The organism is Ruegeria sp. AB11, from assembly GCF_056536325.1.
Genome location: NZ_JBQFJO010000001.1, coordinates 3158262 through 3184831, shown reverse-complemented (window position 1 = coordinate 3184831; position 26570 = coordinate 3158262). Strand labels below are relative to the sequence as shown.

The following is a 26570-nucleotide window of genomic DNA, read 5'->3' as shown; positions in this document are numbered from 1 at the left end:
CAGATGGATGCGCGTTCGATTATCGCCAAGCTTCGCCGTAACGAGATACCGACATCAGCCGAATTGCAGTGGTTCGCACAGGGGTTGGCCGACGGCGGCGTAAGTGACGCGCAGGCGGGAGCCTTTGCAATGGCGGTCTGCATGGGTGGGCTGGGGGCTCAGGGCAGGGCAGATTTGACGGTTGCCATGCGTGACAGCGGTGAGGTGCTGAACTGGGATGTTGATGGTCCGGTGATCGACAAACACTCGACAGGTGGAGTCGGGGATTGCGTCAGCCTGGTTCTCGCCCCGGCCCTAGCCGAATGCGGGGCCTATGTACCGATGATCTCGGGCCGGGGGCTGGGCCACACCGGCGGCACTTTGGACAAACTCGAAGCAATCCCCGGCGTGACAACGCAGATCGGCCAGACAAGGCTGGCGCAGATACTGAATGAGACCGGCGCTGTGATTGTCGGCGCTACGGGGCAGATCGCACCGGCGGATAAACGGCTATATGCGATCCGCGATGTGACGGCGACGGTGGAAAGTCTTGATCTGATCACTGCGTCGATCCTGTCAAAGAAGCTGGCCGCCAGCCCGGATGCGCTGGTGCTGGATGTCAAGGTGGGCAGCGGGGCGTTCATGAAGACGCTGGATGAGGCGCGCAAGCTTGCTCGGGCGTTGACCGAAACGGCAAATACCGCGGGGTGCCGGACCTCAGCGGTGATCACCGACATGAATCAACCGCTTGCTCCAGCACTTGGCAACGCGCTGGAAGTTGCCGAAGTGATGAAGGTCATGACCAGCGGGCAAACCTCACCCTTGGCCGAAATTTCTGCTGAACTGGGTGGCGTGTTGATGGCAGATGCGGGTATGTGCGCATCGGCGGAAGAGGGCCGGGCGCGGATCGCAGAAGTAATACGTGTCGGGCGCGCCGCCGAACGGTTTGGCCGCATGATGGCCGCTGTCGGAGGACCTGTGCACTTCGTCGATACCTGGGCGCGATTCCTGCCCGAAGCAAACGTGATCCAAGAGGTGCCTGCGCCCCGCGATGGCTACATCTCTGCGATAGATGGTGAGGCACTAGGACTGGCGGTGGTTGCCCTGGGTGGTGGACGCCAGGTTGAGAGTGATGAGATCGACCCGGCGGTTGGATTGTCGGATATCTTGCGGTTGGGTCAGCACGTTCAGAAGGGCGCGCCATTGGCCGTGGTCCACGCAGCCCGAGAAGATGCAGCGCGACTTGCGTCCGAGGCGGTATTGAATGCGGTAACGCTTGGCGATGCGCCAGTAGAACAACCTCCGCATGTACACGAAAGGATCAGCGCATGAGCCGCGCTTTCCTTGTTGTTATGGATTCGGTTGGTATCGGCGGCGCGCCAGATGCCGATCAGTTCTACAACGGCACCACGCCCGATACGGGTGCGAACACGGTGGCTCATATTGCGCAAGCCTGTGCCGAAGGGCGCGCAGAAGAAGGACGCTCCGGCCCATTACATTTGCCAAATCTCGACGCTCTGGGACTGGGCGCTGCAACGCGACTGGCCTCAAATGATGTCACGCCGGGGTTAGAAGCCACACCAGCAGGTCTCTGGGGATGCGCGCGAGAGTATTCGCCGGGCAAGGACACGCCTTCTGGCCATTGGGAATTGGCAGGCGTTCCGGTGCCGTGGGACTGGCACTATTTCCCGGATACGACACCTGCCTTTCCCGCCGAGCTGAGCCGGGCAGCGGCTCAGGCTGCAGGTACCGAGGGCATTCTGGGCGATTGTCACGCTTCTGGCACGGCGATCATCGCTGAATTGGGGGCCGAGCATATGCGAACCGGCTGGCCGATCTGTTATACATCTGCCGACAGTGTGTTCCAGATTGCCGCGCATGAGGAGAGCTTTGGCCTCGACCGTTTGCTGGATTTTTGCAAGGTGCTTGCGCCGCAGCTTCACGAAATGAAAGTTGGCCGTGTGATAGCTCGGCCATTCATCGGAACACCGGAAACTGGATTTACCCGCACCACCAACCGCAAGGATTTTGCCATCGTACCCCCAAGCCCGGTGCTGACAAACTGGGCGCAGGACGCGGGTCGGCACGTGTATGCAGTTGGTAAGATCGGCGACATCTTCTCGATGCAGGGGATCGATACGTTGCGCAAAGGTTCGGATGCCGAACTGATGACCCATCTTTCTGATCTGGTGGACAAAGCCGAAGATGGCAGCCTGACATTTGCCAACTTTGTCGAATTCGACAGCATCTATGGCCACCGTAGGGATATTAGCGGCTATGCCCGCGCGTTGGAGTGGTTTGACCGCGAGGTCGGGGTCATCCTGCAAAAACTGCGCCCGGGTGACCTGATGCTGCTGACCGCTGATCATGGCAATGATCCCAGCTGGATCGGAACCGATCACACGCGCGAACAAGTGCCGGTATTGATTGCCGGACATGGCACAGGTGAAATCGGCCGGATCAACTTTGCCGATGTCGCTGCCAGTATCGCGCATCACCTGAATATCCCGGCGCAAGGTCCGGGGCGGAGTTTTCTATGACTGTGGCTGACCAACCCAAGATCGAACTTCACCTGCATCACGAAGGTGCAGCACCGCCCGCCTTTATTCGCCAGTTGGCGCATGAAAAACGCGTGGATCTGAGCGGGATCTTCAAGCCAGATGGTTCGTATGATTTTCGCGACTTTGCACATTTCCTCAGTGTCTACGAGGCTGCCTGCGAGGTTCTGAAATCGCCAGAGGATTTTCGCCGATTGACGTTGGCTATTCTCGAAGAAAGCGCAGCCAATGGGGTGGCGTATTCTGAAACTTTCCTTAGCCCCGATTTTTGCGGTGGAGGAGATTTGCATGCATGGAAGGACTATTTGACCGCGATCCAGGATGCCGCTGATGAGGCCGAGCGCAAATTCGGGATTACGCTGCGCGGTGTCGTGACCTGTGTGCGCCATTTCGGACCCGAGCAAGCCAAGCGCAGTGCACATTGTGCGGCCGAAACTGCTGGTAACTGGATCACCGGATTTGGCATGGGCGGCAATGAAACTGTGGGAACTCAGGGTGAATTCAAATGGTCCTTTGAGTGCGCGCGCGAGGCAGGGCTGCAGTTGACCACACATGCTGGCGAATTTGGCGGCCCCGAAAGCGTTCGGGATGCAATTCGCGATCTGGGGGTCGAGCGTGTGGGCCATGGCGTCTGCGCCATCGAAGACCCGGACCTTGTGCATGAATTGATCGACCGGGATATCACATTGGAAGTGTGTCCGGGCTCGAACGTGGTTCTTGGCCTATTCCCCGATTTCGCAGCACACCCAATTGCGAAGCTGCGCGACGCAGGAGTCAAGGTCACGGTGTCTACCGACGACCCGCCATTTTTTCATACCACGATGCGGCGCGAATATGAGATGTTGGGTGCAGCATTCGGCTGGCAAGCCGAGGATTTTGCCGCCCTTAATGTAACGGCCCTTAATGCGGCCTTTTGTGATGAAGAGACCCGCGCGCGGGTCAAGAAAAGACTGGAGACATCATGAGCGATCACCTGACCGTCGTCGACCACCCGCTGGTGCAACACAAACTGACGCTCATGCGGGACAAGGGCACCTCGACCGCCGTGTTCCGGCAGTTGTTGCGCGAGATCACGTTGCTGTTGGCCTATGAAGTCACCCGCGAGATGTCGTTGACGACGCGCCACATCGAAACCCCGATGGAAGAGATGGACGCACCCATTTTGGCGGGCAAGAAGCTTGCGCTGGTTTCGATCCTGAGAGCCGGAAACGGGATGCTGGACGGGGTGTTGGAGCTGATCCCCTCGGCGCGGGTCGGCTTTGTGGGTCTCTATCGCGATGAAGAGACGCTCAAACCTGTACAGTACTATTTCAAAGCCCCCGAAGGGCTGAAGGACCGTCTTGTCATTGCGGTTGATCCGATGTTGGCAACTGGCAACAGCTCGGCCGCGGCCATCGATCTACTGAAAGAGCAGGGGGCCGCAGATATCCGTTTCCTTTGTCTTTTGGCTGCGCCCGAAGGCGTGGCACGCATGAAAGAGGCACATCCGGATGTCAAAATCGTGACCGCGGCGCTGGATCGTGAGTTGAACTCCAAGGGCTACATCATGCCGGGCCTGGGCGATGCCGGGGATCGGATGTTCGGCACCAAATAGGCGCTATTGCCCGCAGATATTCTGCAGCCGGACCCAATCGCGGTCCGGCAATACCTGTTCCAAAGTTCGACCTGCCATGGGATCTGCCTCGATCAACCCGAGAACGGACTCGCCTGTGATGTCAACAGCATATGCGTATGGTGTTGAGGGAAGGGCGGCCTGAGCGAACATTGCCAGCAGATCATCATCACTAATCTGTGTTTGAGTTTCAGCCAGGATTTCTTCGGTGTAGGTATCTACAATTTCGGTGGTCAACTCGCCAGTCGTCAGAAGCCGAAAAGCAGTTGTCGGGCCAGTGCGGTCCAGCAGATCGTCCAAGGGTGCGTGTTGTGCGGCGCGAGCGCGCGCGGCGATGACATACCCCGCGGCAACGGCGGGGTCTTCATGATCCTCCACCAGCGCGCGATTCAGCAGTACAGTCCCCCCCGGCAGGCTTAGGCTGTTGGACAAACCTGCGGGCAGAATCACGATCTGTCGAACACCAGTTCGTTTTGCCAGCCGATCCAATGAGTCCTGCGCTTCGGGTGAACTGCATGCCTTGCCTGACACCCTTTCAATGCGCTGCAGGATCGTATCGCCGATCTCTTGCTGTTTGATCTTTGGCACGACTGAAACGACATGACGCTGCAAAGCGCCGGGCAACCACAGCAAAAGAACTGCCACAACGGCCAGCGCCACCCCCGCAACGCTGAGCCAGCGCAGACGACCGGGGTGCGGTCTGGCGCGGTCGATAGCACGTTGCAGACGATCGATGGCCTCGATCATCGTGGTTTCCGTTTCTGCAAGCTCCAGCGTTTCGCCAGGATCGCCGTCGGGACAATAGATGGCGGGATACGCACCCGGGTTTTGACGCTCTAACGCAGCCAAAGACCAATGCGTGAGCGCGCTGTCATTGAAATCCGAGATCGTCAGAGTGGCTTCGCCAATCGAAACCACAACCTCACGCCGCTGTTCATCGGGCGAAGGGCGCCACAAACCGGTGGCTTCGATCCGCTGGTACTGTTTGAGTGCGGTCATCGGTTAATGCTGCTCGAGTATTATTTTGCACTAAGCTTAGCATGGCAAAAACCAGCGGCGCAAACCTGTTGCGTCAGGTTTGTGAAATGTGCTGATTGTAGCGGGTAGTTTTCTGGCCAGCACTGGCTAATCAAGCGCAGAGGCGGGAATGCAGTCACAACAACAATCCCATTCGATGCTGGCCTCTTTACTGATGGTCGCCTCGATGGCCATTATCGGCGTCATCGATAACTTTGTGATCCGGGTCGCCGAAAGCATTGGGCTATGGCAGTTTCATCTAAGCCGCGCGACGTTGATGTTACCCCTGATTGCACTTCTTTCGGTTCTTGGCTTGGGCGGTTTGAAACCGCGCCGTTACGGCATCGTCGCGGTGCGTAGCGTATTGATAACCATGGCGATGCTTTTTTATTTTACAGCTCTGGCTCTGATGCCGATTGCGCAGGCGTTGGCAGGGCTGTTTACCTCACCGATTTTTGTGCTGCTGATTTCCGCGCTTTTTCTGAAGCAGCATATCGGCCCCTGGCGGATCGTGGCCGTTCTTTTGGGCTTTGCCGGAATACTCAGTGTTCTGCAGCCTGACCCCAATTCATTTGATCTCAAGACGCTGATCCCAGTAGCTGGAGGTTTTTTCTATGCTCTCAGCGCCGTCGTAACCCGCACGCATTGCCGTGATGAAAGCACCGTCGCCCTGCTGGCTGCGATGGTGGTAACTCTGGGATTGGCAGGGTTGATTGGTCTGATATGGCTGGCTGTGTTTCCGGTTGATGTGCCTGAAGGCCCAGAGGGGTTTGCCATGCGCGGTTGGGTCTGGCCGATACATGAAGCCCTGCCTTGGGTGGTGCTGCAGGCGATTGGGTCTACGATCGCCGTTTTCATGCTGATCAAAGCTTACCAATTAGGAGAGCCTTCCTACGTTGCCGTATTCGAGTATTCGGTCATGATATTCGGACCCTTCTTTGCATGGATCGCCTTTGGACAATCGGTAGGATTGATGCAGATCGTCGGTATTGGCATGATCGCAACTGCAGGAATTTTATTGGCATGGAGAGAGAAGCGCGCTGCCGGAAAGCTGCCCAAAGCTCTGCCAAATTGAGAGCGTGTGTAGATAAAGCAAAGTTACTTGCATATCGCCTATAGTTTCCAGGTGTCGTGCAAAGCGAACTTTGCTGCCCATATTGTTCCGGAACGTCACGTGAAACATGACCAAAAGGTCCTTATTTCGCCGCAATTGTGGCACAACTTAGCCAGCTCGTGGCACATTAGCATGGTCAATCTGAACTATGTCGAAGTGCCAAGAGGGGGGCGCAAGTGTTAGAGTTAGTGAGTGTTTCGGGGTATTCGAAACGTGAGGGTCAAGGCCCGCAATCTGTTCAAGAGTCAGCCGTTTCAGTGCGCCGCGGTGGATTGCTGCATGGGACCAGGGTTGCAACAACCAGTGGCTGGAAGCCGGTTGAAAATCTGGTTACTGGCGAACTGGTGCGAACGCTGGATCACGGGTTTAGAGAATTGCGCCGTGTCTGCGCCGATAGCGTTGTGGTTCCAGGGGGGGAACGCAGGCCAGAGTATCTGCCGGTCCTTGTCCCGGCTCGCGCCGCGTATAATGGGCGGCCGGTTTGGCTGATGCCAGAGCAGGGAATGGCGCTGGATCAGACTAAACTGGATCTGGGAATTGAGGGGCTCTCAATTGTCCCTGCGCGGATGCTTAACGGTGTTGGCAATCTCAGATCAAATACTCCGGCGCAAACCTTTGATGTGACGTCGTTGTATTTTGATCAGGATGAGATTGTCTTTATCGAGGGAGGATTCCAAGCCTACTGTCCTGTGGGAGGTATGGGATCGGTTTGCACGTACGAAGTTGCCGACGAAGAAGATGCTGATCTGTTGATCGAAGCGGTGGTCATGAAAGGCGACATATCGGTTTTTGCAAACCCATTGGGTGCGCTGCCTGCGCCCATCTCGCAAGAACCAATATTCCCTATTCGTCCCTCCAAGGGCATGCGTCGGCCAGGGCGGCCAGGGCGGCCTAATGCCGCGATCTTGTTTCTGCGATCGGACTGGCGCACCTGAACTTAATCTGCTGGCGCAATACAGGTTGCGCCAGCAGTTCAATATCAAGCAGCTTTGGCCGCTGGGTTGAAGCGACCATAGAAACTCTGACCTTTCTCGGCCATTTCGCGCAGGAGCGGTGGGCACGCAAAACGCTCGCCATAGGCCTCGGTCAGTTGGTCGCAACGCTCAGCCGCATAGGGCGTGCCGATGATGTCCAGCCAACTGAGCGGACCACCGGACCAAGGGGCAAAACCCCATCCAAGGATCGCACCCACGTCGCCTTCGCGGATGTCTTCCAGAACACCTTCTTCCAACGCGCGAACCGCTTCCAAAACCTGCGCGAACATCAGGCGTTCCTGCACTTCGATCAGGTCGGGTTGTTCGGCAGCCAGCGGGTATTTGTCCTGCAAACCCTTCCAGTACTCGACGCGCTTACCCTTGTCGTCATAGTCGAAGAATCCAGCATTGGCCTTGCGGCCTAGACGCCCCTGTTCCTCCATCCAGAAGATCAGATCGTCCGAGGGGCTATCAGAATAGGCATCGCCCATCGCTGCTTTCGTGGCCCGTGCGATCTTGGCCCCGAGATCGATTGAGGTTTCGTCCGTCAACTGGATCGGTCCTACCGGGAAACCCAACTGCCGCGCGGCATTATCTATCAAGATCGGACTGACGCCCTCGGTGATCATCCGAGCACCCTCGTTGATATAGGGGATGATGCAGCGGTTGGCGTAGAAGAAGCGTGCGTCGTTGACCACGATCGGCGTTTTGCGGATCTGACGCACGTAATCCAGTGCTTTTGCCACTGCCCGATCGCCAGTTTCCTTGCCCTTGATGATCTCAACCAGGAACATCTTCTCAACTGGTGAGAAGAAGTGGATGCCGATGAACTGCTCAGGCCGCACACTCGCCTTGGCCAGATCGGTAATCGGCAGAGTCGAGGTATTCGAGGCAAAGATGCAATCCTCAGGGATGATCGCTTCGACCTTCTTGGTCATCTCGGCCTTGATGCCCGGGTCTTCGAACACGGCTTCGATAATCAGATCGCAGCCTTTGAGGTTCTCTAGATCGGGGGTCGCGGTGATCTGGCACAGCATGGCCTCTTTCTTCTCAGCCGTAACCTTGCCGCGCTTGATGCCCTTGTCCAAATAGGCCTCGGAGTAGGCTTTGCCTTTGTCGGCTGCTTCCTGATCACGGTCGATCAGAACAACTTCCATGCCCGCTTGAGCCGAGACCAGAGCAATGCCTGCGCCCATCATGCCGGCACCCAGAACGCCGACCTTCTTGACCCTCTGATCGGGCACATCCTTGGGCCGCACAGCGCCTTTTTCCAGTGCTTCCTTGTTCAGGAACAGCGACCGGATCATCGCCGACGAGGACGGGTTCATCAGGACGTTTGTAAACCAACGCGCCTCAATCTTCAGGGCGGTGTCAAAGTCAACCAAAGCGCCTTCGTAGATTGAACTCAGCAGAGCCTTGGCGGCGGGGAATGCACCTTGGGTCTTGCCGTTCACCATTGCGCTTGCGCCGACGAAGGTCATGAAGCCTGCAGGGTGATAGGGCGCACCGCCGGGCATTTTGTAGCCTTTCGCATCCCATGGTTTGACCAGATCGGCATCCTTGGCGTTCAGAACCCATTCCTTGGCCACGGCAACCGGATCGTCCGCCACGGCGTCGATCAGTTGCGCGCCTTTGGCCTTTTTTGAGTCCATCATCTTGCCTTCCAGCAGCACCGGAGCCGCCGCCATTGCACCAACCATCCGGCTGTAGCGCATGGTGCCGCCGCCGCCGGGGAAGATGCCCAGAAGGATTTCAGGTAAGCCGATTTTAGCTTTGGGATTGCTGGTCATCACGCGGTGATGGCAGGCCAATGCGATCTCGGTCCCGATCCCGGCACAGGTGCCGTTGATAGCGCAAGCCACTGGTTTGCCGCCCTTTTTGGACTTGGGGTCCATGCCTGCCAGCTCCAACCGACGCAGGATGTTGTGGCCGCTCATGACAAAGTCGAACAAAGCCTGAGCCGGCTCGTCTCCTGCTTCCTGACGGATCGTGGCAAGTGTGCTCAGATCCATGCCGCCCGCAAACGACCCTTCCTTACCGCTGGTGATAACAATCCCTTTGATCTCATCATCTGCCAGCGCCTGATCGATCAGTTTACCGACCAAAGTGAAAGCCTCTCGGCTCAGGACATTCATGGATTTGCCCGGAACGTCCCAGGTGATGAAGGCAACGCCGTCGGCGTCTTTGCTGAGGGTGAAATCAGTCATTGTCATCTCCAATCTGGTCAGCCGTCAGCGGGCTGCCGTCTTTGCGGGTAAAGCGAAAGTCGTCGCCCTCGAACTTCACCATCATGTCTATGTCGCTGTAATAGCCGGTCTCGGTCGGGGTCCGTGTGCCCACCACCAGAAAGGATGCGGGCGCGTCGGTTTTGTTCACAAGGTGATGGCCATTGGCGTCACCTGCAGGCCAGGCGGCGCAGTCACCGGGCAGCATCTCATGCTCGCCATCATCATCGATCAGCACACATTTGCCGCCGAGCATGATGGCAAACTCGTCCTGCTCCATGTGGTAATGGCGCAGCGAGGACAGGCCGTTCGGTTCCAGCCGTACGATGTTGACCCCAAATTGCGTCAGACCGTTCGCATCGCCCAAGGGTTGGACGTAGCGGTCATCGCCCGCTCTTGCCAGTTTGCCGGGATAGCCCGAACCGTTCCGAAACGGTATTTTGGAAAGATCAATTTTAGGCATCAGACACGCTCGATAATGGTTGCCGCACCCATGCCGGACGCGATGCAGAGTGTGGCCAGACCGGTTTCTTTGTCTTGGCGCTCCAGCTCGTCCAGCAGCGTACCGATGATCATCGCACCAGTCGCACCCAGCGGGTGACCCATCGCGATCGAGCCGCCATTGACGTTCACCAGCGCAGGATCGACATCAAACGCCTGCTGGAACCGCAGTACGACCGAGGCGAAGGCTTCGTTCACCTCAAACAGGTCCAGATCGCCGATCTTCATGCCATTGTCGGCCAGAATCTTCTCGGTCACAGGAACCGGGCCGGTCAGCATGATGGTCGGGTCGGTGCCGATTTTTGCGGTCGCCTTGATGCGCGCGCGCGGCTTCAGGCCGTATTTCTCGCCGAACTCCTTGTTGCCGATCAGTACAGCCGCCGCTCCATCCACGATGCCCGAGCTGTTGCCGGCGTGGTGGATGTGATTGATGCGCTCAAGATGCGGGTACTTGATCATCGCAACCTTGTCGAAGCCCGGCATTTGCTCGCCCATCATCTGGAAGGATGGGTTCAGCGCGCCGAGGCTCTGCATGTCTGTGCCGGGGCGCATGTACTCATCGCGGTCCAGAATGGTCAGGCCGTTCTGATCCTTGATCGAGATCACCGACTTATCAAAGCGGTTGTCTTCCCACGCAGCAGCCGCGCGTTTCTGAGATTCAACGGCCAGCGCATCCGCATCGTCGCGGCTGAACCCATATTCGGTTGCGATAATGTCGGCCGAGATACCTTGCGGCACAAAATAGGTTTCCATCGCCAAAGACGGATCAACGGCAATCGCCGCACCATCGCTGCCCATGGCCACCCGGCCCATCATCTCGACACCGCCTGCGATATAGGCTTCACCTGCGCCGCCTTTGACCTGGTTTGCGGCCAAGTTCACGGCCTCCATGCCCGAGGCACAGAAACGGTTGATCGCCAGGCCGGGGATCGATTCATCCAGATCCGAAGCCAGAACTGCCGAGCGTGCCAGACAGCCACCTTGCTCCATCACCTGCGTGACGTTGCCCCAGATCACATCCTCGACGGCGTGACCTTCCAGATTATTGCGCTCTTTCATTGCGTTCAGGGTCAGGGCCGACAGGCGCACCGAGGTTACCTCGTGCAGGCTGCCATCCTTGCGGCCCTTGCCGCGCGGAGTGCGCAGGGCGTCATAGATATAGGCTTCGGTCATGGGGTCTTCTCCTTAAGCTCGATCCGACGGGTTGCCGGGCATCAGGTCGTAGGGGTGTTTCCAGCCGGGCTGTTCGCTGAGGCGCGTCAGCCAGGCGTCAATGTTGGGCCAGTCAGCACGATCAAAGCCGAATGGTTCGGGGTAATAAAGGTAGCCGCAGCAGCTGATGTCAGCATTGGTCACGCCGTTGCCAACGATCCAGTCACGACCGTCAAGATGGGCGTTCAGCGTCTGATAAGCTGCCTTGAGGCGGCCCTGGTTGAACGCGATAACATCCGGGTTGCGGTGCTTTTCGGGCAAGAAGTTGATCAGGAAACGGGTCAGCCCGGCCATCGAGCTGAGCTTGTGGTTATCCCACAGAACCCATCTGAAGATCTCGTAATTTTCATCACGATCTTTGCCGCCGAATTTTCCTGATTTTTCAGCCACATAAGCCTGAATCGCGCCGGACTGACTGGTGCGAAAATCACCGTCTACCATCACGGGGGCTTCACCCATCTCATTCACTTCTGCCCGAAATTCAGGTGTGCGCGTCACACCCCCGAAGAAATCAACAAAGACCGGCTCCCAGTCCAGACCGGACATTTCCAACGCAAGCGCGGCTTTGTAGCTGTTTCCGCTTTCACCAAAGCAATGCAGTTGAATGGTCATGAACGCGCCCCTCCCAAGGCATAAAGATATGTTTTCTGTGCTACCTTCAGTGGCCAGCACGAAGTTTTAACGTTTTCGAGCTTCCAGCTCTGAATTAAATATGCGCAGCCTATGCGTCAGGTTTTCGTGATCGATCACGCTGTTGAAGTTCTCAAAAAGGAACGACAAAGCCTCACCTTCATCCAATCCCGCCTCTCGTGCGAAACCGCGGAGCTTACGGTAACCGTCCTCGGTCATCGCGACCGGAAATCGGCGGGTCAGGCGAAAGCGTTTTGGCATCTTGTCTCCTCCAGGGGTGGGTTCGGGTTACGACGCCCGAGCCCACACTGAGATCAGAAGTTCGCCGCGTCCAGCGCCATTACCGTGTCCGCTCCGGTCTGGATGCGGGCCAGATGCATGGCTGTCGCGGGCAGGCGGCGGGCCATATAGAAGCGACCGGTATTGATCTTGGTCTCGTAGAACTCTTTATCCGAGGCACCGCCGTCCAGTGCGTCCTGAGCGGCCTTTGCCATCTGCGCCCACATCAGGCCCAGGCAGACATGGCCGAACATGTGCATGAAGTCATATGACCCGGACAGAGCGTTGTTGGGGTTCTTCATGCCTTCCTGCATGAAATACATGCCAGCGGCCTGCAGGTCCTTGGAAGCGGCCTTCAGCGGTTCGATGAAGGCTTTATCGTAAGCTTCGTCCTTGCCGCCGTTTTCCTTGCAGAAGCTTTTGACCATCTCGAAGAAGGCCATGACATGCTTGCCACCGTCCTGGGCCAGCTTCCGACCCACGAGGTCCAGCGCTTGAACGCCGTTCGCGCCTTCGTAGATCATCGCGATGCGGGCATCGCGGGTGTATTGCGACATGCCCCATTCTTCGATGTAGCCATGGCCGCCATAGACCTGCTGCGCCTGAACAGTCATGTCGTAGCCTTCGTCAGTCAGGAAGCCTTTGATGACTGGCGTCAGCAGTGAGATCAGCCCGTCCGCGTCTTTGTCTCCCGAGCGGTGCGCCTTGTCGATCATGGTCGCGCCCCACAGGATGAACGCACGCGCACCCTCGGTGAAGCTTTTCTGATCCATCAGGTTGCGGCGAATGTCGGGGTGTACGATCAGCGGATCGGCGGGGCCGTCCGGGTTTTTCACGCCTGTTACATCGCGGCCTTGCAGGCGATCTTTTGCGTATTCCAAGGCGTTTTGATAGGCCGCTTCGGCCTGAGACAGGCCTTGCATGCCCACACCTAGACGCGCTTCGTTCATCATGGTGAACATGGCGCGCATACCTTTGTGCACTTCGCCCAGCAGCCAGCCGGTTGCCTCGTCATAGTTCATGACGCAGGTCGAGTTGCCGTGGATGCCCATCTTCTCTTCGATTTTGCCGACCGAAACACCGTTGCGCTCGCCCAGCGAACCGTCTTCGTTCACGATGAATTTGGGGACGATGAATAGCGATACGCCCTTGATGCCTTCGGGACCGCCAGGGATTTTGGCCAGCACCAGATGGATGATGTTCTCAGCCATGTCGTGATCGCCAGCCGAGATAAAGATCTTCTGGCCGGAAATCTTATAGCTGCCATCGTCCTGCGGTTCCGCCTTGGTGCGCATCAGGCCCAGATCGGTACCGCAATGCGGCTCGGTCAGGTTCATGGTGCCAGTCCATTCGCAGCTGACCATATTGGGCAGGTACTTGTTCTTCTGCTCGTCAGTGCCGTGCGCCAGAATGGCTGAGGCCGCGCCGTGGGTCAGGCCCTGATACATCACAAACGCCTGGTTCGCACCCGAGAACATCTCACCCACCGCTGTGCCCATCACGTAAGGCATGTTCTGGCCGCCATACTCTTCCGGCATGTCGAGGCCCGTCCAACCACCTTCTTTCATCTGCTCAAAGGCGTCTTTGAAACCTGTGGGGGTGTACACAATACCGTTTTCCAACCGGCACCCTTCGGTGTCGCCCACCACGTTCAGCGGGTGCAATACGTTGGAGGCAACCTTGCCAGCCTCTTCCAGAACCGCGCCGGTAAACTCGGCTTCCAGTTCGTCATAGCCGGGGATATCCGACTGTGAGATTTTCAAAACGTCGTGCAGGATGAACTGCGTGTCTTTGGTTGGCGCGTTGTAGACGGGCATGTGAAGCTCCCTTAATTCATATGTCCGGAGGCGGGTTTATTCAGCCGCCTTCTTTTCCTGTTTCATCGAGGCGATAACCTTCTCGCCCCAGCGCAACTGCTCTTTCAACTCGTCGATGGCCTGTGTCAGCTCTTCGCGGCGCGATTCCATGTCAGCAAGGCGCTCGCACGCGATTTCATATGTGCGGGACATCTGTGTCAGCTGTTGGTCACCCACGTGATACAGGTCCAGAAGCTGGCGGATTTCTTCGAGGCTGAAGCCAAACCGCTTGCCGCGCAGGATCAGTTTCAGGCGTGCACGATCCCGTTTGGTGAACAGGCGTTTTTGGCCCTCGCGGATCGGAAACAAAAGCTCTTTGGCCTCGTAGAACCGCAATGTGCGGGGCGTGACATCATATGTCTCGCACATTTCGCGGATGGTCAGCAGATCTTCGGTCATGGTTCAAACTCTCATCACTGGCGTCATGCAACCTGAGTTGCGCAGTCGATGAGCGTTTTACAACACACAAGTGACGTTTACGTAATGCGGACGCTGCGTCACAAATAAGTTGACGTAACATCCGGTCGCGTAAACAGGGGTTTCGGCAATTTTGTTGCCGTAAGGGAAGGGGGCTATTTCAGCAATTCGACAGTCTGATCGCGCAATTGCTGCAACGCATCCATCGCCTCATCCAACTGCGCGCGTTGCTGACGTAGCTCTTCCATTTGTCGATCTGCCATCTCGATGAAGGTCGCCATCTGGGCCTGATCGCCCTGATCTTCGTAGATCAGCAACCACTGGCGAATCTCTTCCAGAGGAAATCCAAACTTGCGACCACGTAGGATCAGTTTCATTCTTGCGCATTCACGAGCACCATAGAACCGCGACCGACCTTCGCGGTCCGGTTGCAGCAACTCGATATACTCGTAATAGCGCAGGGTGCGCGGGGTCACGTCGAACTCGGCGCACATCTCTTTGAATGACAAACGGGTGTCGGACATTCTGGGTCTCCTCGGCTGCAACCTAGGGCGTCGTTGCGGCAAGCGCAACAGGTGGGCTTGCCCTTGGCGTAAACGCAGGCCCATAAAGGGGCGGCTATAAGGATAGGACCCAACCCCATGGTCGATAAGACAGTTTTAGCGCGGCAGTTCATCGAGGCGATTCCGCATGCAAAAGCCCTGGGGCTTGATTTGACCCATATCGGAGAGGGTGAGGCCGAAATCTCGATGCCCTACAACGAGCAATTAATCGGCGACCCCAGAACCGGAGTAATCCATGGTGGCGCGGTTTCTGCCATGCTTGATACTTGCTGTGGTGCTGCGGTGATGAGCCACCCATCGGCCCCCGGAGGAACCGCTACAATCGATCTTCGTATTGACTACATGCGGGCCGCGACGCCCGGTCAAAGTATCCGGACGCGGGCGACCTGCTATCACATCACGCGCAATGTGGCCTTTGTTCGTGCGACGGCGACGGATGATGACAGCGACCGACCGGTTGCTACTGCCTCGGGCGCATTCACCGTGGAGGGGCGCTGAGATGGCAAGACCTCGCCCCGAACCCATGCAGGTAGTCAAGCAACGCCGTGATGCCGCTCTGACCGCTTTGGTCGAAGGTGTGCCGTATATTCGGTTCCTCAACATTACATTCGACCGGCGTGGGGACGAACTGACAGGTGTACTGAATTTCGATGAGAAGTTGATCGGCAATCCCTTTCTGCCTGCCATCCACGGCGGTGTGACGGCGGCGTTCCTGGAAGTCACTGCCGTTATCACGCTGAGTTGGGAGCATATGTTCCCCAGGATTGAAAGCGGTGAGATCGGTGCCGAAGATATCTTGACCGACGAGAATATCCGCTTTCCCAAAACCATCGACTTCACGGTCGATTACCTGCGGTCTGGCTTGCCGCGAGACGCTTATGCACGCGCATTCATCAACCGATCGGGTCGACGTTATGCTTCTGTCCGGGTCGAGGCTTGGCAGGACAACCACGCCAAACTCTTTGCGCAAGGCACCGGGCATTTCTTAATGCCGCAGCCTCCGACAAAGCCGTGAGCTTGGAGGAGGCCAACGCGCCCATCACCCATCGGCGCGTCTTGAAAATCGCGATGCCGATCGTGCTGTCGAACGCGACCGTGCCGATCCTTGGCGCGGTCGATACCGGCGTTGTCGGTCAGATGGGGCTGGCAGCACCTATCGGGGCTGTGGGTATGGGCGCGGTGATCCTGTCGGCGATCTACTGGATATTCGGCTTTCTGCGGATGGGTACCACCGGGTTGGCCGCGCAGGCACGCGGTGCGGGTGACACAGCAGAAACCGGAGCTCTGCTGATGCGGGGTCTGTTGCTGGGCGGAACGGCTGGGTTGGTCTTCATTGCGGCGCAAGTCTGGGTGTTCCTTGGGGCCTTTGCACTGTCTCCAGCCAGCGCCGAGGTTGAGTCTCTGACGCGCGCTTATCTCGAGATTCGCATATGGGGGGCTCCGGCCACCATTGCACTCTATGCAGTAACAGGCTGGTTGATCGCAGTTGAACGCACGCGAGGTGTATTCATCCTGCAGATCTGGATGAACGGGCTGAATATCGTACTGGATCTATGGTTCGTGCTTGGCCTTGGATGGGGTGTCGAAGGCGTTGCCATTGCCACTCTGATCGCCGAATGGACAGGCCTTGCGCTGGGCTTATGGCTGTGCCGAGAGGCGTTTGGCGGCAACCAGTGGCGGGATTGGCCGCGAATTTTTGACCCAATGCGTTTGCGTCGGATGATGCAGGTAAACGGTGATATTATGGTGCGCTCGGTTTTGTTGACCGGGGCATTCACAACGTTTCTATTTGTCGGTTCCGATCTGGGCGACGTGAATTTGGCGGCCAATCAGGTGCTGTTGCAGTTTCTCGAAATCACTGCCTTTGCTTTGGACGGCTTTGCCTTTTCGGCTGAAGCTCTTGTCGGAGGAGCTGTCGGCGCACGCGACCGCCGCAAGGTCCGGCGCGCGTCGGTCATGGCTTCGCAATGGGGCGTTGGCGGGGCCGTCGGGCTTGGGCTGGTGTTTTATTTGGCAGGGCCGGCGTTGATCGATCTGATGTCAACATCGCCCGAGGTTCGGGCGACGGCACGCGAATATCTGTTCTGGGCTGCTCTGGCACCGGTCATCGGGGTGGCAAGCTGGATGTTCGATGGTATCTATATCGGCGCCACCTGGACCCGCGATATGCGCAACGCGATGATCCAGTCGGTCGCGTTGTACGTGGTGGCGTTGTTCGTGCTGGTGCCGACGATGGGCAATCATGGCCTGTGGGCCGCGCTGATGGTCTTGAACATCGCGCGCGGCCTTACGCTTGGTTGGCGCTATCCTCGACTTGAGGCACAGATCGCCTAAAGCAAGTCCAGCAGGTTCTCGGGCGGGCGTCCGATTGCGGCTTTGTCGCCTGCGATGGCCAATGGTCGCTCGATCAGGATCGGGTGGTCGACCATGGCCTGAATAAGCACCTCATCGGGCGAGGTCTTGTTCAGACCCAGCTCTTTGAACGTCTTCTCTCCGGTGCGCATCATGCTGATCGCCGGGATATTCAGCTTGGCCAGAACTGTCCGGATTTCATCAGCCGAGGGCGCGTCTTCAAGATATTTGCGCACCTCAGGCTGTGCACCGTTTTCCTGCAGCAATGCCAACCCCGCGCGGGACTTGGAGCAGCGCGGGTTGTGCCAATATTCGATCATAGCCAGTCCTCTCGTTTGCTGCCCACCGCCTGCGCGACCGAAGTGTATCCGTCGCGTGCCAGCAGGTCATCCAACCCCTGCGCGATTTCAGCGGCCAGAGAAATCCCGCTATAGACCATCGCTGTGTAGAACTGCACCGCGGACGCTCCGGCGCAGATCTTGGCATAGGCCTGTTCTGCCGTGCTGATGCCGCCAACCCCGATCAGCGGGATTTCTGCGCCCGTCAACTGGCTGAGCTGCGCCAGCACTCGCGTCGATTTCTCGAACAAGGGCGCGCCGGATAGGCCACCGGCCTGATCCTTGTGTGCACTGCGCAGGCCATCGCGCGACAGCGTGGTGTTAGTGGCGATCACCGCGTCCACGCCGGTTTCACGGGCGACATCGGCGATATCCTGCAATTCGGCCTCGGTCAGGTCTGGGGCGATTTTCAAGAAGATCGGGATCGGGCGAGGCAGGGCATTTCGGGTTTCGATCACATCACTCAGTAGCGCAGATAGCGCCGCTTTGCCCTGCAAGTCCCGCAGCTTTTCGGTATTGGGCGAAGACACGTTGACGGTGGCATAGTCCAGATGCGCAGCGCAATGGGCTAGCACTTTGGCGAAGTCTCCGGGCCGATCATCACTGTCTTTGTTGGCCCCAAGGTTCAGCCCGATCACCGCGTCCTTGGGGCGCTGCGCCAGACGCTCGGCCATGACATCCATCCCTTCGTTATTGAACCCAAAGCGGTTGATGGCGGCTCGATCTTCGGTCAGGCGAAACAGGCGCGGTTTTGGATTGCCGGGCTGTGGGCGGGGTGTCACCGCGCCCACTTCAATAAACCCGAATCCAGCACGCGAAAGTGGTGCCAGTGCCTCACCATTTTTGTCAAACCCCGCAGCTAGTCCAACGGGGTTTGGCAATTCCAGGCCTGCAACACGGGTTTTAAGCCGATCCGATGTGACCGGCCCGGGCGTTGGTGCCAGCCCCGAGGTCAGGGCCTTGATCGAAAGCCCATGCGCGATTTCAGGGTCAAGGCGGTGCAGGGCGGCCAACCCCAGTTTCTCAGTCATTTTCATCCGAAGGAATCTCCACCTTCTGTCGGCGCACAACGGATCAGGCGCGAGGTTTCAACGGCGGCTTGCCGGTGCATCACGGCAGCGCGATAAGCTGGGTCGGTCACCATCTCAAGAAACGCATGGGCGGTGGGATAACGGGCGATGAACACTTCGTCCCATTCTTCATCCTGCGGCCCGATAAGCGTAGTCTGAAACGTACCGCGCCAAAGGATCGTTGCACCTATGCGGGCGATGATTGGGGCAGTCCCTGCCCCGTAGTTGCGGTAGGCTTGCGCTCCGGTCAACCCAGCATTAGCCAGCGGATGATCCGACGGATACTGTGCTGTCTTGCGGAACTTCACTAGGTTGAGCATCTCGATCGGATGGTCACGGTTGAGGTCTTTGAATGCCTCAAACTGTTCCCGATCCGGGTCGATGAAGCGGGTCATTCCATCCCCTCCGGGAACCGGTGGGCTTGACCATCAAAGGGCAGGTCTTGCGACCAAATCACGTCCGACATTCGAATTTGACGATAAAGGTGAGGAAACAGCGCGCCGCCGCGCGAGACCTCCCATTTCAGATCGTCGCCCATTGCATCCGCATTACATGCCAGAAGTGTTAACCCCACGATACCAGCGAAGTGCTTGGCGGCAGTCTCCTCAGCCTGCTCTGCGGTTGAGAAATGGACGAACCCATCTGTCACATCAATCGGAGCCCCGTTCGAGGCTCCGTGTGCCTGCAAGTCGGCCCACTCGTCGGCCCGGAAAATCTTGTAAATCAGCATATCGGTCTGATGCCTTGCGCGGCTGATGGAATCAAGCTGGATTTCCCCCTTTGACTCTTTGCTGCGCAACGCGCACGATCACGACAAAACAACGATAGGGAGTTTTGAGATGTTCACCCGATTTTTAACTTCGGTCGCTGTATTGGGCCTGACAGCCGGTATGGCAGCGGCCGAATACAAGCTTACGATTCTGCATACGAATGACATTCACAGCCGCATCGAATCCATTAACAAATACGATTCGACCTGTGACGCCGAGGGTGAGGCCGAAGGCAAATGCTTTGGTGGCGTTGCGCGCCTGAAGACAATTGTGGATGCCAAGCGTGGCGAATTGGCGGACGAAAATGTCCTGCTGCTGGATGCGGGCGATCCGTTTCAGGGTTCACTGTTCTATACGACCTACAAAGGTGCTGCCGAAGCGGAATTCATGGAAGCCATCGGTTACGATGTGATGGCGGTTGGCAACCACGAGTTCGATGATGGCCCTGCGGGCTTGGCCGCTTTCGTAGATACTGTCAGTTTCCCTGTGATTTCGGGCAACCTGGACCTGTCTTCTTCGGCTGAACTGAAGGGCAAGGTGGATAACCACGTTGTACTGGACGTCGGCGGCCAGAAAGTAGGCATCATCTCAGCCCTCGCAACGGATACCGTTGAAACTTCGAGCCCGGGCAAAGACGTCGTTTTTCAAGACGAAATTGAAAGCCTTCAGGCCGATGTCGCTGCCCTGCAGGACGAGGGTGTGAACATTATTATCGCGCTGACCCATGTGGGGCTGCCCAAAGATATCGAGATCGCCGAGAAAGTACCGGGTTTGGACCTCGTAGTTGGCGGTCACTCGCACACGTTACTGTCGAACACAAATGAAGACGCCGCAGGCGCCTACCCGACAATGGTGGGCGACGTCCCGGTGGTTCAGGCCTATGCGTATTCGAAATATCTGGGTGAGATCGTGCTGACATTTGACGATGACGGCAACCTGATTTCGGCAGAAGGTGAGCCGATCCTGCTGGATGCCTCGGTCACACCAGACGCGGATATCGCGGCGCGTGTCGCGGAAATGGGCGCCCCGATTGAAGAGATGAAGCAGCGTGTTGTTGCCAATTCTGGCGCGACCATCGAAGGCTCTCGTGATGTTTGCCGTGTGCAGGAATGCGAGATGGGCAATCTGGTTGCGGACGCGATGCTTGCGCGCGTGGCAGATCAGGGTACTCAGATCGCTATCGCCAACGCTGGTGGGCTGCGTGCTTCAATCGATGAAGGCGAAGTGACCATGGGCGAAGTTCTGACGGTTCTGCCGTTCCAGAATACGCTCTCGACCTTTGAGATCAGCGGCCAGGGTGTCATCGACGCACTTGAGAATGGCGTGAGCCAGGTTGAAGAGGTCAAAGGTCGCTTCCCGCAGGTGGCGGGCATGACCTTTACCTGGGATCCATCGGTCGCACCGAATGAAGGCCGGATTGTCGAGGTCATGGTCGCCGACGGTGACGGCTTTGCGCCTATCGATCCGGCGGCGACATATCTGGTTGTCACAAACAACTATGTCCGCAATGGTGGTGACGGGTACAGCGTATTCTCGGGCGATGACAAGAACGCTTATGACTTTGGCCCCGATTTGGCGGATGTAACAGCCGAATACCTTGCCGAAAACGCCCCATACCAGCCCTATCTGGACGGTCGTATCAAACAAAAGTAAGGCTCGCACAACAAACGGAGAGGCCGCCCACTACAGGCGGCCTTTTTGATTCAGTCGAACTTGTACTCAGGCCAAAGCGCTTGGTCGAAGCCGTCTAACATAGGTTGAATGTGGTCTGTGACGTCACGCCAGCCGCCTATGGAACGGGTCGAGATTCTCTGGCGTACCTGATCGACACTGGCAGTGCGCACTTGCTGTGTGTTTCTTTCAGGGTGCATCATCTGTTCGTCCCATCCGATGCCGCAAAACGCTGTAATGTTCTTGCTATGAGTTTCAGGATCGGCGACCAGCTCTTCGTAAGATACCGACAGGATACGGTCCCCGAAGATGTTGTTCCAGTGCGCCATATAGCACCTGTACAGGTTGGCTGAATGCGCAATTGCCTTAAGATCAGACGCATAGCGCAGCCCCGGTTCAGGAAAACGCCTGATCCATTTGGATAGGCCCACATCCCGCGGATCGCGGATCATGTTGATAACCCGGGCTTCAGGGAAAGCCGCTAATAAAAATCCAATCCGCTGATAATTGTGGGGCATCTTGTCGACAAATGCAGTTGAACCCTTGGGGGGCGGTGGCATTAGTCTGCGGAATTCCTGTGCAAAGTCTGCGGCTGCTTTCGCGTCAAAAGGCGTGTTCGAATCCAGATAGGAATTTGAAAGATCAGCCCCCAGCATAAGCTCTCCGCAGCCAACAACACCGGGTAGGGAACTCAACATCATTTCCATCAATGTCGTGCCCGACCGGGGCTGCCCCACCACAAAAATCGGTCTTGGCTCGCCGTCAGGCATCGAACCAATTGAAGACATATCATCGGTGAACAGGCTGCAAATTTCGCTTTGCTTTTTCTCTTCAATTGCAAAGTCATACGGGTTTGTCGCATGTTGTGCCGCATTGGCGCGCGCGAATAGATGCAACGCCACATGCAACCCTTTGCGTGCCAAAGTCACGTTTGCCTTTGCAAAGCCAAGCAATGAATCGTCGTGATCGCTTTGTGAAATCGCGGTTTCAATGGTGTCGGCAAGTTCGTCTGCTTGCTTTTCATCCGCGACCATGGACATTTGGTATAGCGCCGCAGCTGAAACAGGATTTGCCGCAAGAACAGAGAGCAAGATCTGCCTTGACCCGTCCTTGTCGCCGGCCTGATGCAGGTTCACTGCTTTTCGGATGGCGATGTCTTCTTTTTCAGGTGCTATCTCAAAGGCGCGTGAAATATCTTCGGTGCTTTGTTGCGCAAAGCCGATCTGCCCATAGGCCCGGGCACGCGATGATAGCAGATCAGCGTTATCAGGATCAGTCGCTAATTTTTGCGTGGCATGTTCGATGATCAAGCGCCAGTTCTGCCCTTTGAGCTGGATTTCGTCGATGACACGAACCAGTTCTTTGCTGTTGGGGAAACGCGCCAGCTTTTGTTCGGCATACGTAAGCGCGCGTGGGATTTGCCCTGTTTGCATCAGCGCATTTGCCAGATTTTCAACAAATTGCACATCGTCTGGCTTCATGCGCGATGCTTCGGCGAAATGGGGAATGGCTTGCTTGTACCGCTTCATCTCGGTGAGCACAAAACCAGCAATGGCTTGATAATCTGAATCCTTAGGGAATTTCTTGATGCCCAGTTGCGCCTTTTTCAGTGCCTGAGGCAGCTTTCCCGCCTCAAGGTCACTTAGTGCTTTGCTTTTGAGAGAGTTCGGGGTCTGTTGTGCCATTCGAGCGCAGGTCCCATGAATGAAATCTATTTAGAAAGTTCATTACCCAAGCGCACGCGTATTGCAATGGCTCATCAATGCGGCGTTCCGGTGTCACTGATGGCCGCTTGCTTTTCTTCTGCCGATAGGCGCGATAGACCGTTGGCATGACATTGAAATTCTCCAGTCTGGCACAGCTTTACAGCCACGAGTTTGATACGGTCATCGACGTGCGAAGCCCAGCTGAGTTCGCCGAGGATCACATGCCCGGCGCCATCAACCTTCCCGTTCTGAATGATGAAGAGCGTGCGCGGGTTGGCACCATGTATGTCCAGCAAAGCCCGTTTCTGGCCCGCAAGTTGGGTGCGGCACTGGTGTTTCGCAGTGCAGCGGGTCACATTGAGAACCGACTTAGCCACCATGAGGGAGACTGGAAACCCTTGGTTTATTGCTGGCGTGGTGGTCAGCGATCCGGGTCCTTCGGCTGGATGCTGCAACAGATTGGCTGGCGTGCCGAGGTGGTTGAAGGCGGATACCGGTCCTACCGCCGGATGGTGAAGCAATATCTTTATGATGATGCGCTGCCCTATCGGCTAGTCGCGCTGGACGGATACACCGGGACGGCCAAAACTGACCTGCTGGCGCACTTGCGGACACTAGGTGTTCAGGTGGTTGATCTGGAAGGGTTGGCCAATCACCGAGGATCATTGTTGGGCGAAATGCCCGGCAGCCAACCCAGTCAGAAAGCGTTTGAATCCGCTTTGACCGAAGCTCTGGTTGAATTGGACGAGACGCGGCCCATAGTGGTTGAGGCGGAATCGTCGAAAATCGGAAGCCTGATCTTGCCACCCAGCCTTTGGTCTGCCCTGTGTTCGGCACCTAGAATTCAGATCAATGCGCCGATCGAGGCGCGCACGGCGTATCTGGTCTCAGCCTATGACGACATCCTGTCGGACGGCGAAAGGTTACGAGACCGGTTGTCCCCGCTGCGGTTTCATCGTGGCCATGATGTTGTCGATGGCTGGTTGGATTTGATTGACGCGGGGGACAAAAGGGCTCTGACTCAGGCACTGATGGAGCAACACTATGATCCGGCTTACGCCAAATCCCGCAAAGCACAACACGCTGAGGTAATCGCCCGGATTGTTGCCCCGTCACTTGATGGCAAGGGGTTGTCAGCGACAGCGGAACAGATCGTAAGGATACTTGATCAGTTGTGAAGGTGCAGGCCCGGTGTCGTGTTCAGGTGGCCGATCAGAGCAGCAGGATAGCCGACGGCCTGCAGTTGGGCACATAGATGTTCAGCCTCCTCGGATGCAACAGCTGCCAACAGGCCTCCGGCTGTTTGGGGGTCGAACAACAGGTCAGCTTTGCCTCCGGTTGGAAGTTCAGGGGTTATGGCGCGGTTATCGGCGTAGATTGTGGATCGGATGCCCTGATCACTTAGTTCAACTGCACCTTTCATAACCGGGACCTGCGCCAGAGACAGGGTCGCGCCACATCCCGAAGCCTTACACATGCCCTGCAGGTGACCTGCCAGACCGAATCCTGTGACATCGGTCATCGCGTGGGCGCCTCTTAAGATGTGGGATGCCTCGCCTTGCGGCTGAATCAAGTGCTCGAAAGCGGAAACGACCCAATCTCCTTTTGCTTGCCCGGCCATTTCAGCAGCCATCAACACACCGCTGCCTAGTGGCTTTGTCAGGATCAAGGCATCACCGGATTTCGCACCGCCTAGCGTGATGGGTTCGGCTTCGTAAAGACCTGTCAACGTGAAGCCAATGGTCAATTCATTGCCCATCGAACTGTGCCCACCAACTATTTCAGCACCGGCCTGATGCATGACGGTGCTGGCAACCTGCATGATTTCGGCCATCGTGCGTTGCTGGAGTTCAGCGGACATGCGGGGCAGGATGATTGTGGCCGTCGCGGCCTGTGGCTGCGCGCCCATCGCCCAAACATCACCAAGTGCGTGAACGGCGGCAATCCGGGTCATCAATGTCGGATCATTGGTGAAGCTGCGCAGATGATCCGAAGTTATAACCTGTCGTACACCACCGGTCTTCAGCAATGCCGCGTCGTCGCCGGGCAGGTGAGTGATGTCAGGCTTTTCAAGCCGCGGCAGTTCGGCCAGCGCGGTTTGCAGCGCTCTTCGACCGATTTTGGCACCGCATCCACCGCACATCGGCTTTTCTCCCAGTGCCTCTTGCATCCCAGCAGTGTGATACCGAGGCAGAGGGGGGGCGGGCATTTGGGGCAGTTTACGAAATCTGTTCATGAAACGCTGATCGATGCGGTTCTTCCACTTCCACATGAGCGGTCCGCTGAACGAGGTTCCCAATCGTTCGGCCAGCGCAGATTTTTGGCCAAGCGAGATGAGCTTCAGGTAATCCTTTTGAGGCGCATACCGCCTCATCTTCCCGGCACCCAGCGTCGCGCGCAGATTGTCATACAAGATCGGTGCCTCGCGCACCGCGTATACCCCGGCTTTGGGACGCGGGTTATCTGAGAGGTGCGCACAATCACCGGCGGCAAAGATCGCAGGATCGCTGGATTGCAGGAACGCGTTCACCTGGATAAAGCCATCTTGAAGCGCGAGGCTGCTGTTGGAAATCCAATCATATGGCCGTGCGCCTGCCGCTCCGGTGATGAATTCGGCAGCGACCTGATGACCGTCTGACAGATCAATTCGCTCCTTTGAAATTTGTTGAATGGTAGCGTGCTCAAGAACCTCGATCCCTAATTGCTTCATGGCCTGACGGATGGTTGCTGAGGCTTTTGGAACTGTTGCGGACAGGGCGGTTGCATTATCGATCAAAGTGAGCTTTGCCGTGCGCCCCTTGGCACGCAGGGCATGGGCCATTGCCATGACCAATTCAGCACCCGCAACACCGCCACCGATCACAGCGACCGAGGCGGGACCTGTCTTTGAAAGATACTCCTCCCATTGTGCGGCGAAGCGGCCAAGGGGTTTGGCGGGGACCGCATGGTCAGAAAACCCAGGCAAGGCAGGCATATCTGACGTGATCCCCACGTTGACCGAGGCAACATCAAACTCCACCTGCGCGCGTCCGGGAACATGGATTTGACGTCTGTCCGGATCGATCCCCTCAACTGTGCCCAATATTACCCGAGCCCCTGCAAAGCGGGCGAGACGGACCAGATCGATATCAAGTTCCCAACGCTGATAATGGCCAGCAACAAAGCCCGGCAACATTCCCGAATAGGGCGCGGTCGGGCCGGGATTGATCACCGTAATACGCGCACCCGGCAACGGGTTCATCCCCCATTTGCGTAGCAGTAGCGCATGGGTGTGACCTCCGCCAATCAGAACCAGATCGCGGGTCAGGGGCAGCGGTGGTGTGTGCATTGTAACTAGTTCGCGCTGTGATCCGGGACGTCTTCAACCTGCTCAACGGCGTGGGTGGCCCAAAGCTCATCCTCGCCCGCATCAGGCAAATCACTGGGCTTTTCATGTCGATGAATGTGCCATTTGGCAATGAACAGGGCCGTGATCGGTGCCGTCAGGAAAAGGAACAGCGTAATCAACAGCTCATGCAGTGAAAGTTTGCCCTCAAGCAGTACTGAATGTGCGATCGAAGCCAGGAGTACACCTCCCACACCCAGCGTTGTCGCTTTGGTTGGTGCGTGCAATCGCGACATCGGGTCTTTCAGCTTAATCATGCCAAACGAGCCGACAAAGCCGAATATGCCCGAGACGATCAGGAAGAAGGCAATGAGCAGTTCGAAGATAAATGTCATGCCGCC

Annotated in this window: 27 protein-coding genes; 11 read left to right on the top strand and 16 right to left on the bottom strand. The window is 57.1% G+C overall.

The genetic code is table 11. The features are described from left to right. Positions 1 to 3: 3 nt before the first annotated feature. Genes ACR3EJ_RS15925 through upp form a run of 4 tightly spaced genes read left to right on the top strand, consistent with a single transcriptional unit; the run spans position 4 to position 4131 of the window. On the top strand, positions 4 to 1311 hold the full coding sequence (locus ACR3EJ_RS15925; protein WP_170540340.1) for a thymidine phosphorylase: 1308 nt from the start codon (positions 4 to 6) through the stop codon (positions 1309 to 1311). After that, positions 1308 to 2519, top strand: a complete 1212-nt coding sequence (locus tag ACR3EJ_RS15920; RefSeq protein WP_170538735.1) for a phosphopentomutase — start codon at positions 1308 to 1310, stop codon at positions 2517 to 2519. Before ACR3EJ_RS15925 ends, ACR3EJ_RS15920 begins: the two co-directional genes overlap by 4 nt. Continuing rightward, on the top strand, positions 2516 to 3502 hold the full coding sequence (locus tag ACR3EJ_RS15915) for an adenosine deaminase (protein WP_170538737.1): 987 nt from the start codon (positions 2516 to 2518) through the stop codon (positions 3500 to 3502). The genes ACR3EJ_RS15920 and ACR3EJ_RS15915 overlap by 4 nt, the downstream gene beginning before the upstream one ends. Next, the gene (gene upp, locus ACR3EJ_RS15910; RefSeq protein ID WP_010438870.1) at positions 3499 to 4131 is read left to right on the top strand and encodes a uracil phosphoribosyltransferase; all 633 of its coding nucleotides are present in this window, start codon (positions 3499 to 3501) and stop codon (positions 4129 to 4131) included. Before ACR3EJ_RS15915 ends, upp begins: the two co-directional genes overlap by 4 nt. Before the next feature lie 3 nt (positions 4132 to 4134). Here upp and ACR3EJ_RS15905 read toward each other — a convergent pair whose 3' ends face one another. Beyond that, on the bottom strand, positions 4135 to 5148 hold the full coding sequence (locus ACR3EJ_RS15905) for a hypothetical protein (protein WP_170538739.1): 1014 nt from the start codon (positions 5146 to 5148) through the stop codon (positions 4135 to 4137). Positions 5149 to 5296: 148 nt separating this feature from the next. On the opposite strand from ACR3EJ_RS15905, the gene ACR3EJ_RS15900 reads away from it, so the two are divergent. Further along, complete coding sequence (locus tag ACR3EJ_RS15900; protein WP_170538741.1) at positions 5297 to 6241, top strand: DMT family transporter; 945 nt, start codon at positions 5297 to 5299, stop codon at positions 6239 to 6241. A gap of 215 nt (positions 6242 to 6456) precedes the next feature. Beyond that, complete coding sequence (locus tag ACR3EJ_RS15895) at positions 6457 to 7215, top strand: Hint domain-containing protein (protein ID WP_480423116.1); 759 nt, start codon at positions 6457 to 6459, stop codon at positions 7213 to 7215. A gap of 44 nt (positions 7216 to 7259) precedes the next feature. Here the strand turns inward: ACR3EJ_RS15895 and ACR3EJ_RS15890 are convergent, their stop codons facing one another. The 8 genes from ACR3EJ_RS15890 to ACR3EJ_RS15855 all read right to left on the bottom strand — a co-directional run bounded on the left by ACR3EJ_RS15890 (position 7260) and on the right by ACR3EJ_RS15855 (position 14898). After that, complete coding sequence (locus ACR3EJ_RS15890; protein WP_170538743.1) at positions 7260 to 9461, bottom strand: 3-hydroxyacyl-CoA dehydrogenase NAD-binding domain-containing protein; 2202 nt, start codon at positions 9459 to 9461, stop codon at positions 7260 to 7262. Continuing rightward, a complete protein-coding gene (locus ACR3EJ_RS15885) occupies positions 9454 to 9942 on the bottom strand; it encodes a cupin domain-containing protein (RefSeq protein ID WP_170538745.1) in 489 nt (162 codons plus the stop codon). Before ACR3EJ_RS15885 ends, ACR3EJ_RS15890 begins: the two co-directional genes overlap by 8 nt. Next, the gene (locus tag ACR3EJ_RS15880) at positions 9942 to 11153 is read right to left on the bottom strand and encodes an acetyl-CoA C-acetyltransferase (protein WP_170538747.1); all 1212 of its coding nucleotides are present in this window, start codon (positions 11151 to 11153) and stop codon (positions 9942 to 9944) included. Before ACR3EJ_RS15880 ends, ACR3EJ_RS15885 begins: the two co-directional genes overlap by 1 nt. A 12-nt stretch (positions 11154 to 11165) precedes the next feature. Then, positions 11166 to 11804: a glutathione S-transferase gene (locus ACR3EJ_RS15875; RefSeq protein WP_170538749.1), complete on the bottom strand. Its 639-nt coding sequence runs from the start codon at positions 11802 to 11804 to the stop codon at positions 11166 to 11168. Positions 11805 to 11870: 66 nt separating this feature from the next. Beyond that, positions 11871 to 12083, bottom strand: coding sequence for a hypothetical protein (locus ACR3EJ_RS15870; RefSeq protein WP_010438892.1), 213 nt, complete (start codon positions 12081 to 12083; stop codon positions 11871 to 11873). Positions 12084 to 12136: 53 nt separating this feature from the next. Beyond that, the gene (locus ACR3EJ_RS15865) at positions 12137 to 13918 is read right to left on the bottom strand and encodes an acyl-CoA dehydrogenase C-terminal domain-containing protein (RefSeq protein ID WP_170538751.1); all 1782 of its coding nucleotides are present in this window, start codon (positions 13916 to 13918) and stop codon (positions 12137 to 12139) included. 36 nt (positions 13919 to 13954) lie between these two features. Beyond that, the gene (locus ACR3EJ_RS15860; protein ID WP_039536426.1) at positions 13955 to 14356 is read right to left on the bottom strand and encodes a MerR family transcriptional regulator; all 402 of its coding nucleotides are present in this window, start codon (positions 14354 to 14356) and stop codon (positions 13955 to 13957) included. A 173-nt stretch (positions 14357 to 14529) separates the two neighbouring features. Continuing rightward, positions 14530 to 14898, bottom strand: coding sequence for a MerR family transcriptional regulator (locus ACR3EJ_RS15855; RefSeq protein ID WP_170468808.1), 369 nt, complete (start codon positions 14896 to 14898; stop codon positions 14530 to 14532). Between the two features lie 117 nt (positions 14899 to 15015). On the opposite strand from ACR3EJ_RS15855, the gene ACR3EJ_RS15850 reads away from it, so the two are divergent. From ACR3EJ_RS15850 to ACR3EJ_RS15840, 3 genes are read left to right on the top strand one after another with little or no spacing between them, the layout of a single operon-like run. Then, positions 15016 to 15435: a PaaI family thioesterase gene (locus ACR3EJ_RS15850; RefSeq protein WP_010438901.1), complete on the top strand. Its 420-nt coding sequence runs from the start codon at positions 15016 to 15018 to the stop codon at positions 15433 to 15435. 1 nt (position 15436) lies between these two features. Then, positions 15437 to 15952, top strand: a complete 516-nt coding sequence (locus ACR3EJ_RS15845; protein WP_010438904.1) for a PaaI family thioesterase — start codon at positions 15437 to 15439, stop codon at positions 15950 to 15952. Between the two features lie 2 nt (positions 15953 to 15954). Then, the gene (locus ACR3EJ_RS15840; RefSeq protein WP_170540345.1) at positions 15955 to 17271 is read left to right on the top strand and encodes an MATE family efflux transporter; all 1317 of its coding nucleotides are present in this window, start codon (positions 15955 to 15957) and stop codon (positions 17269 to 17271) included. On the opposite strand, the gene arsC is transcribed toward ACR3EJ_RS15840, so the two are convergent. The 4 genes from arsC to ACR3EJ_RS15820 are packed head-to-tail and all read right to left on the bottom strand — an operon-like array spanning position 17268 to position 19427. Continuing rightward, complete coding sequence (gene arsC / locus ACR3EJ_RS15835; RefSeq protein ID WP_170538753.1) at positions 17268 to 17609, bottom strand: arsenate reductase (glutaredoxin); 342 nt, start codon at positions 17607 to 17609, stop codon at positions 17268 to 17270. The genes ACR3EJ_RS15840 and arsC overlap by 4 nt on opposite strands. After that, positions 17606 to 18664, bottom strand: coding sequence for a quinone-dependent dihydroorotate dehydrogenase (locus ACR3EJ_RS15830; RefSeq protein WP_170538755.1), 1059 nt, complete (start codon positions 18662 to 18664; stop codon positions 17606 to 17608). The genes arsC and ACR3EJ_RS15830 overlap by 4 nt, the downstream gene beginning before the upstream one ends. Next, the gene (locus ACR3EJ_RS15825; RefSeq protein ID WP_170538757.1) at positions 18661 to 19092 is read right to left on the bottom strand and encodes a DUF1330 domain-containing protein; all 432 of its coding nucleotides are present in this window, start codon (positions 19090 to 19092) and stop codon (positions 18661 to 18663) included. The genes ACR3EJ_RS15830 and ACR3EJ_RS15825 overlap by 4 nt, the downstream gene beginning before the upstream one ends. Beyond that, positions 19089 to 19427, bottom strand: a complete 339-nt coding sequence (locus tag ACR3EJ_RS15820) for a DUF952 domain-containing protein (protein WP_170538759.1) — start codon at positions 19425 to 19427, stop codon at positions 19089 to 19091. Before ACR3EJ_RS15820 ends, ACR3EJ_RS15825 begins: the two co-directional genes overlap by 4 nt. Positions 19428 to 19536: 109 nt before the next feature. On the opposite strand from ACR3EJ_RS15820, the gene ACR3EJ_RS15815 reads away from it, so the two are divergent. After that, complete coding sequence (locus ACR3EJ_RS15815) at positions 19537 to 21120, top strand: bifunctional metallophosphatase/5'-nucleotidase (RefSeq protein WP_170538761.1); 1584 nt, start codon at positions 19537 to 19539, stop codon at positions 21118 to 21120. Positions 21121 to 21170: 50 nt separating this feature from the next. On the opposite strand, the gene ACR3EJ_RS15810 is transcribed toward ACR3EJ_RS15815, so the two are convergent. Further along, on the bottom strand, positions 21171 to 22823 hold the full coding sequence (locus ACR3EJ_RS15810) for a tetratricopeptide repeat-containing sulfotransferase family protein (protein WP_170538763.1): 1653 nt from the start codon (positions 22821 to 22823) through the stop codon (positions 21171 to 21173). Positions 22824 to 22969: 146 nt separating this feature from the next. Here ACR3EJ_RS15810 and mnmH point away from each other — a divergent pair, with 146 nt between their 5' ends. Then, a complete protein-coding gene (gene mnmH / locus ACR3EJ_RS15805) occupies positions 22970 to 24022 on the top strand; it encodes a tRNA 2-selenouridine(34) synthase MnmH (protein WP_170538765.1) in 1053 nt (350 codons plus the stop codon). Here the strand turns inward: mnmH and selD are convergent. Beyond that, positions 24013 to 26172, bottom strand: coding sequence for a selenide, water dikinase SelD (gene selD, locus ACR3EJ_RS15800; RefSeq protein WP_170538767.1), 2160 nt, complete (start codon positions 26170 to 26172; stop codon positions 24013 to 24015). The two genes, mnmH and selD, sit on opposite strands and share 10 nt — an antisense overlap. Positions 26173 to 26177: 5 nt before the next feature. Further along, positions 26178 to 26564 (bottom strand): Na+/H+ antiporter subunit G, encoded by a 387-nt coding sequence (locus ACR3EJ_RS15795; RefSeq protein ID WP_010438925.1) that lies wholly within the window; start codon positions 26562 to 26564, stop codon positions 26178 to 26180. Between the last annotated feature and the right edge of the window lie 6 nt (positions 26565 to 26570).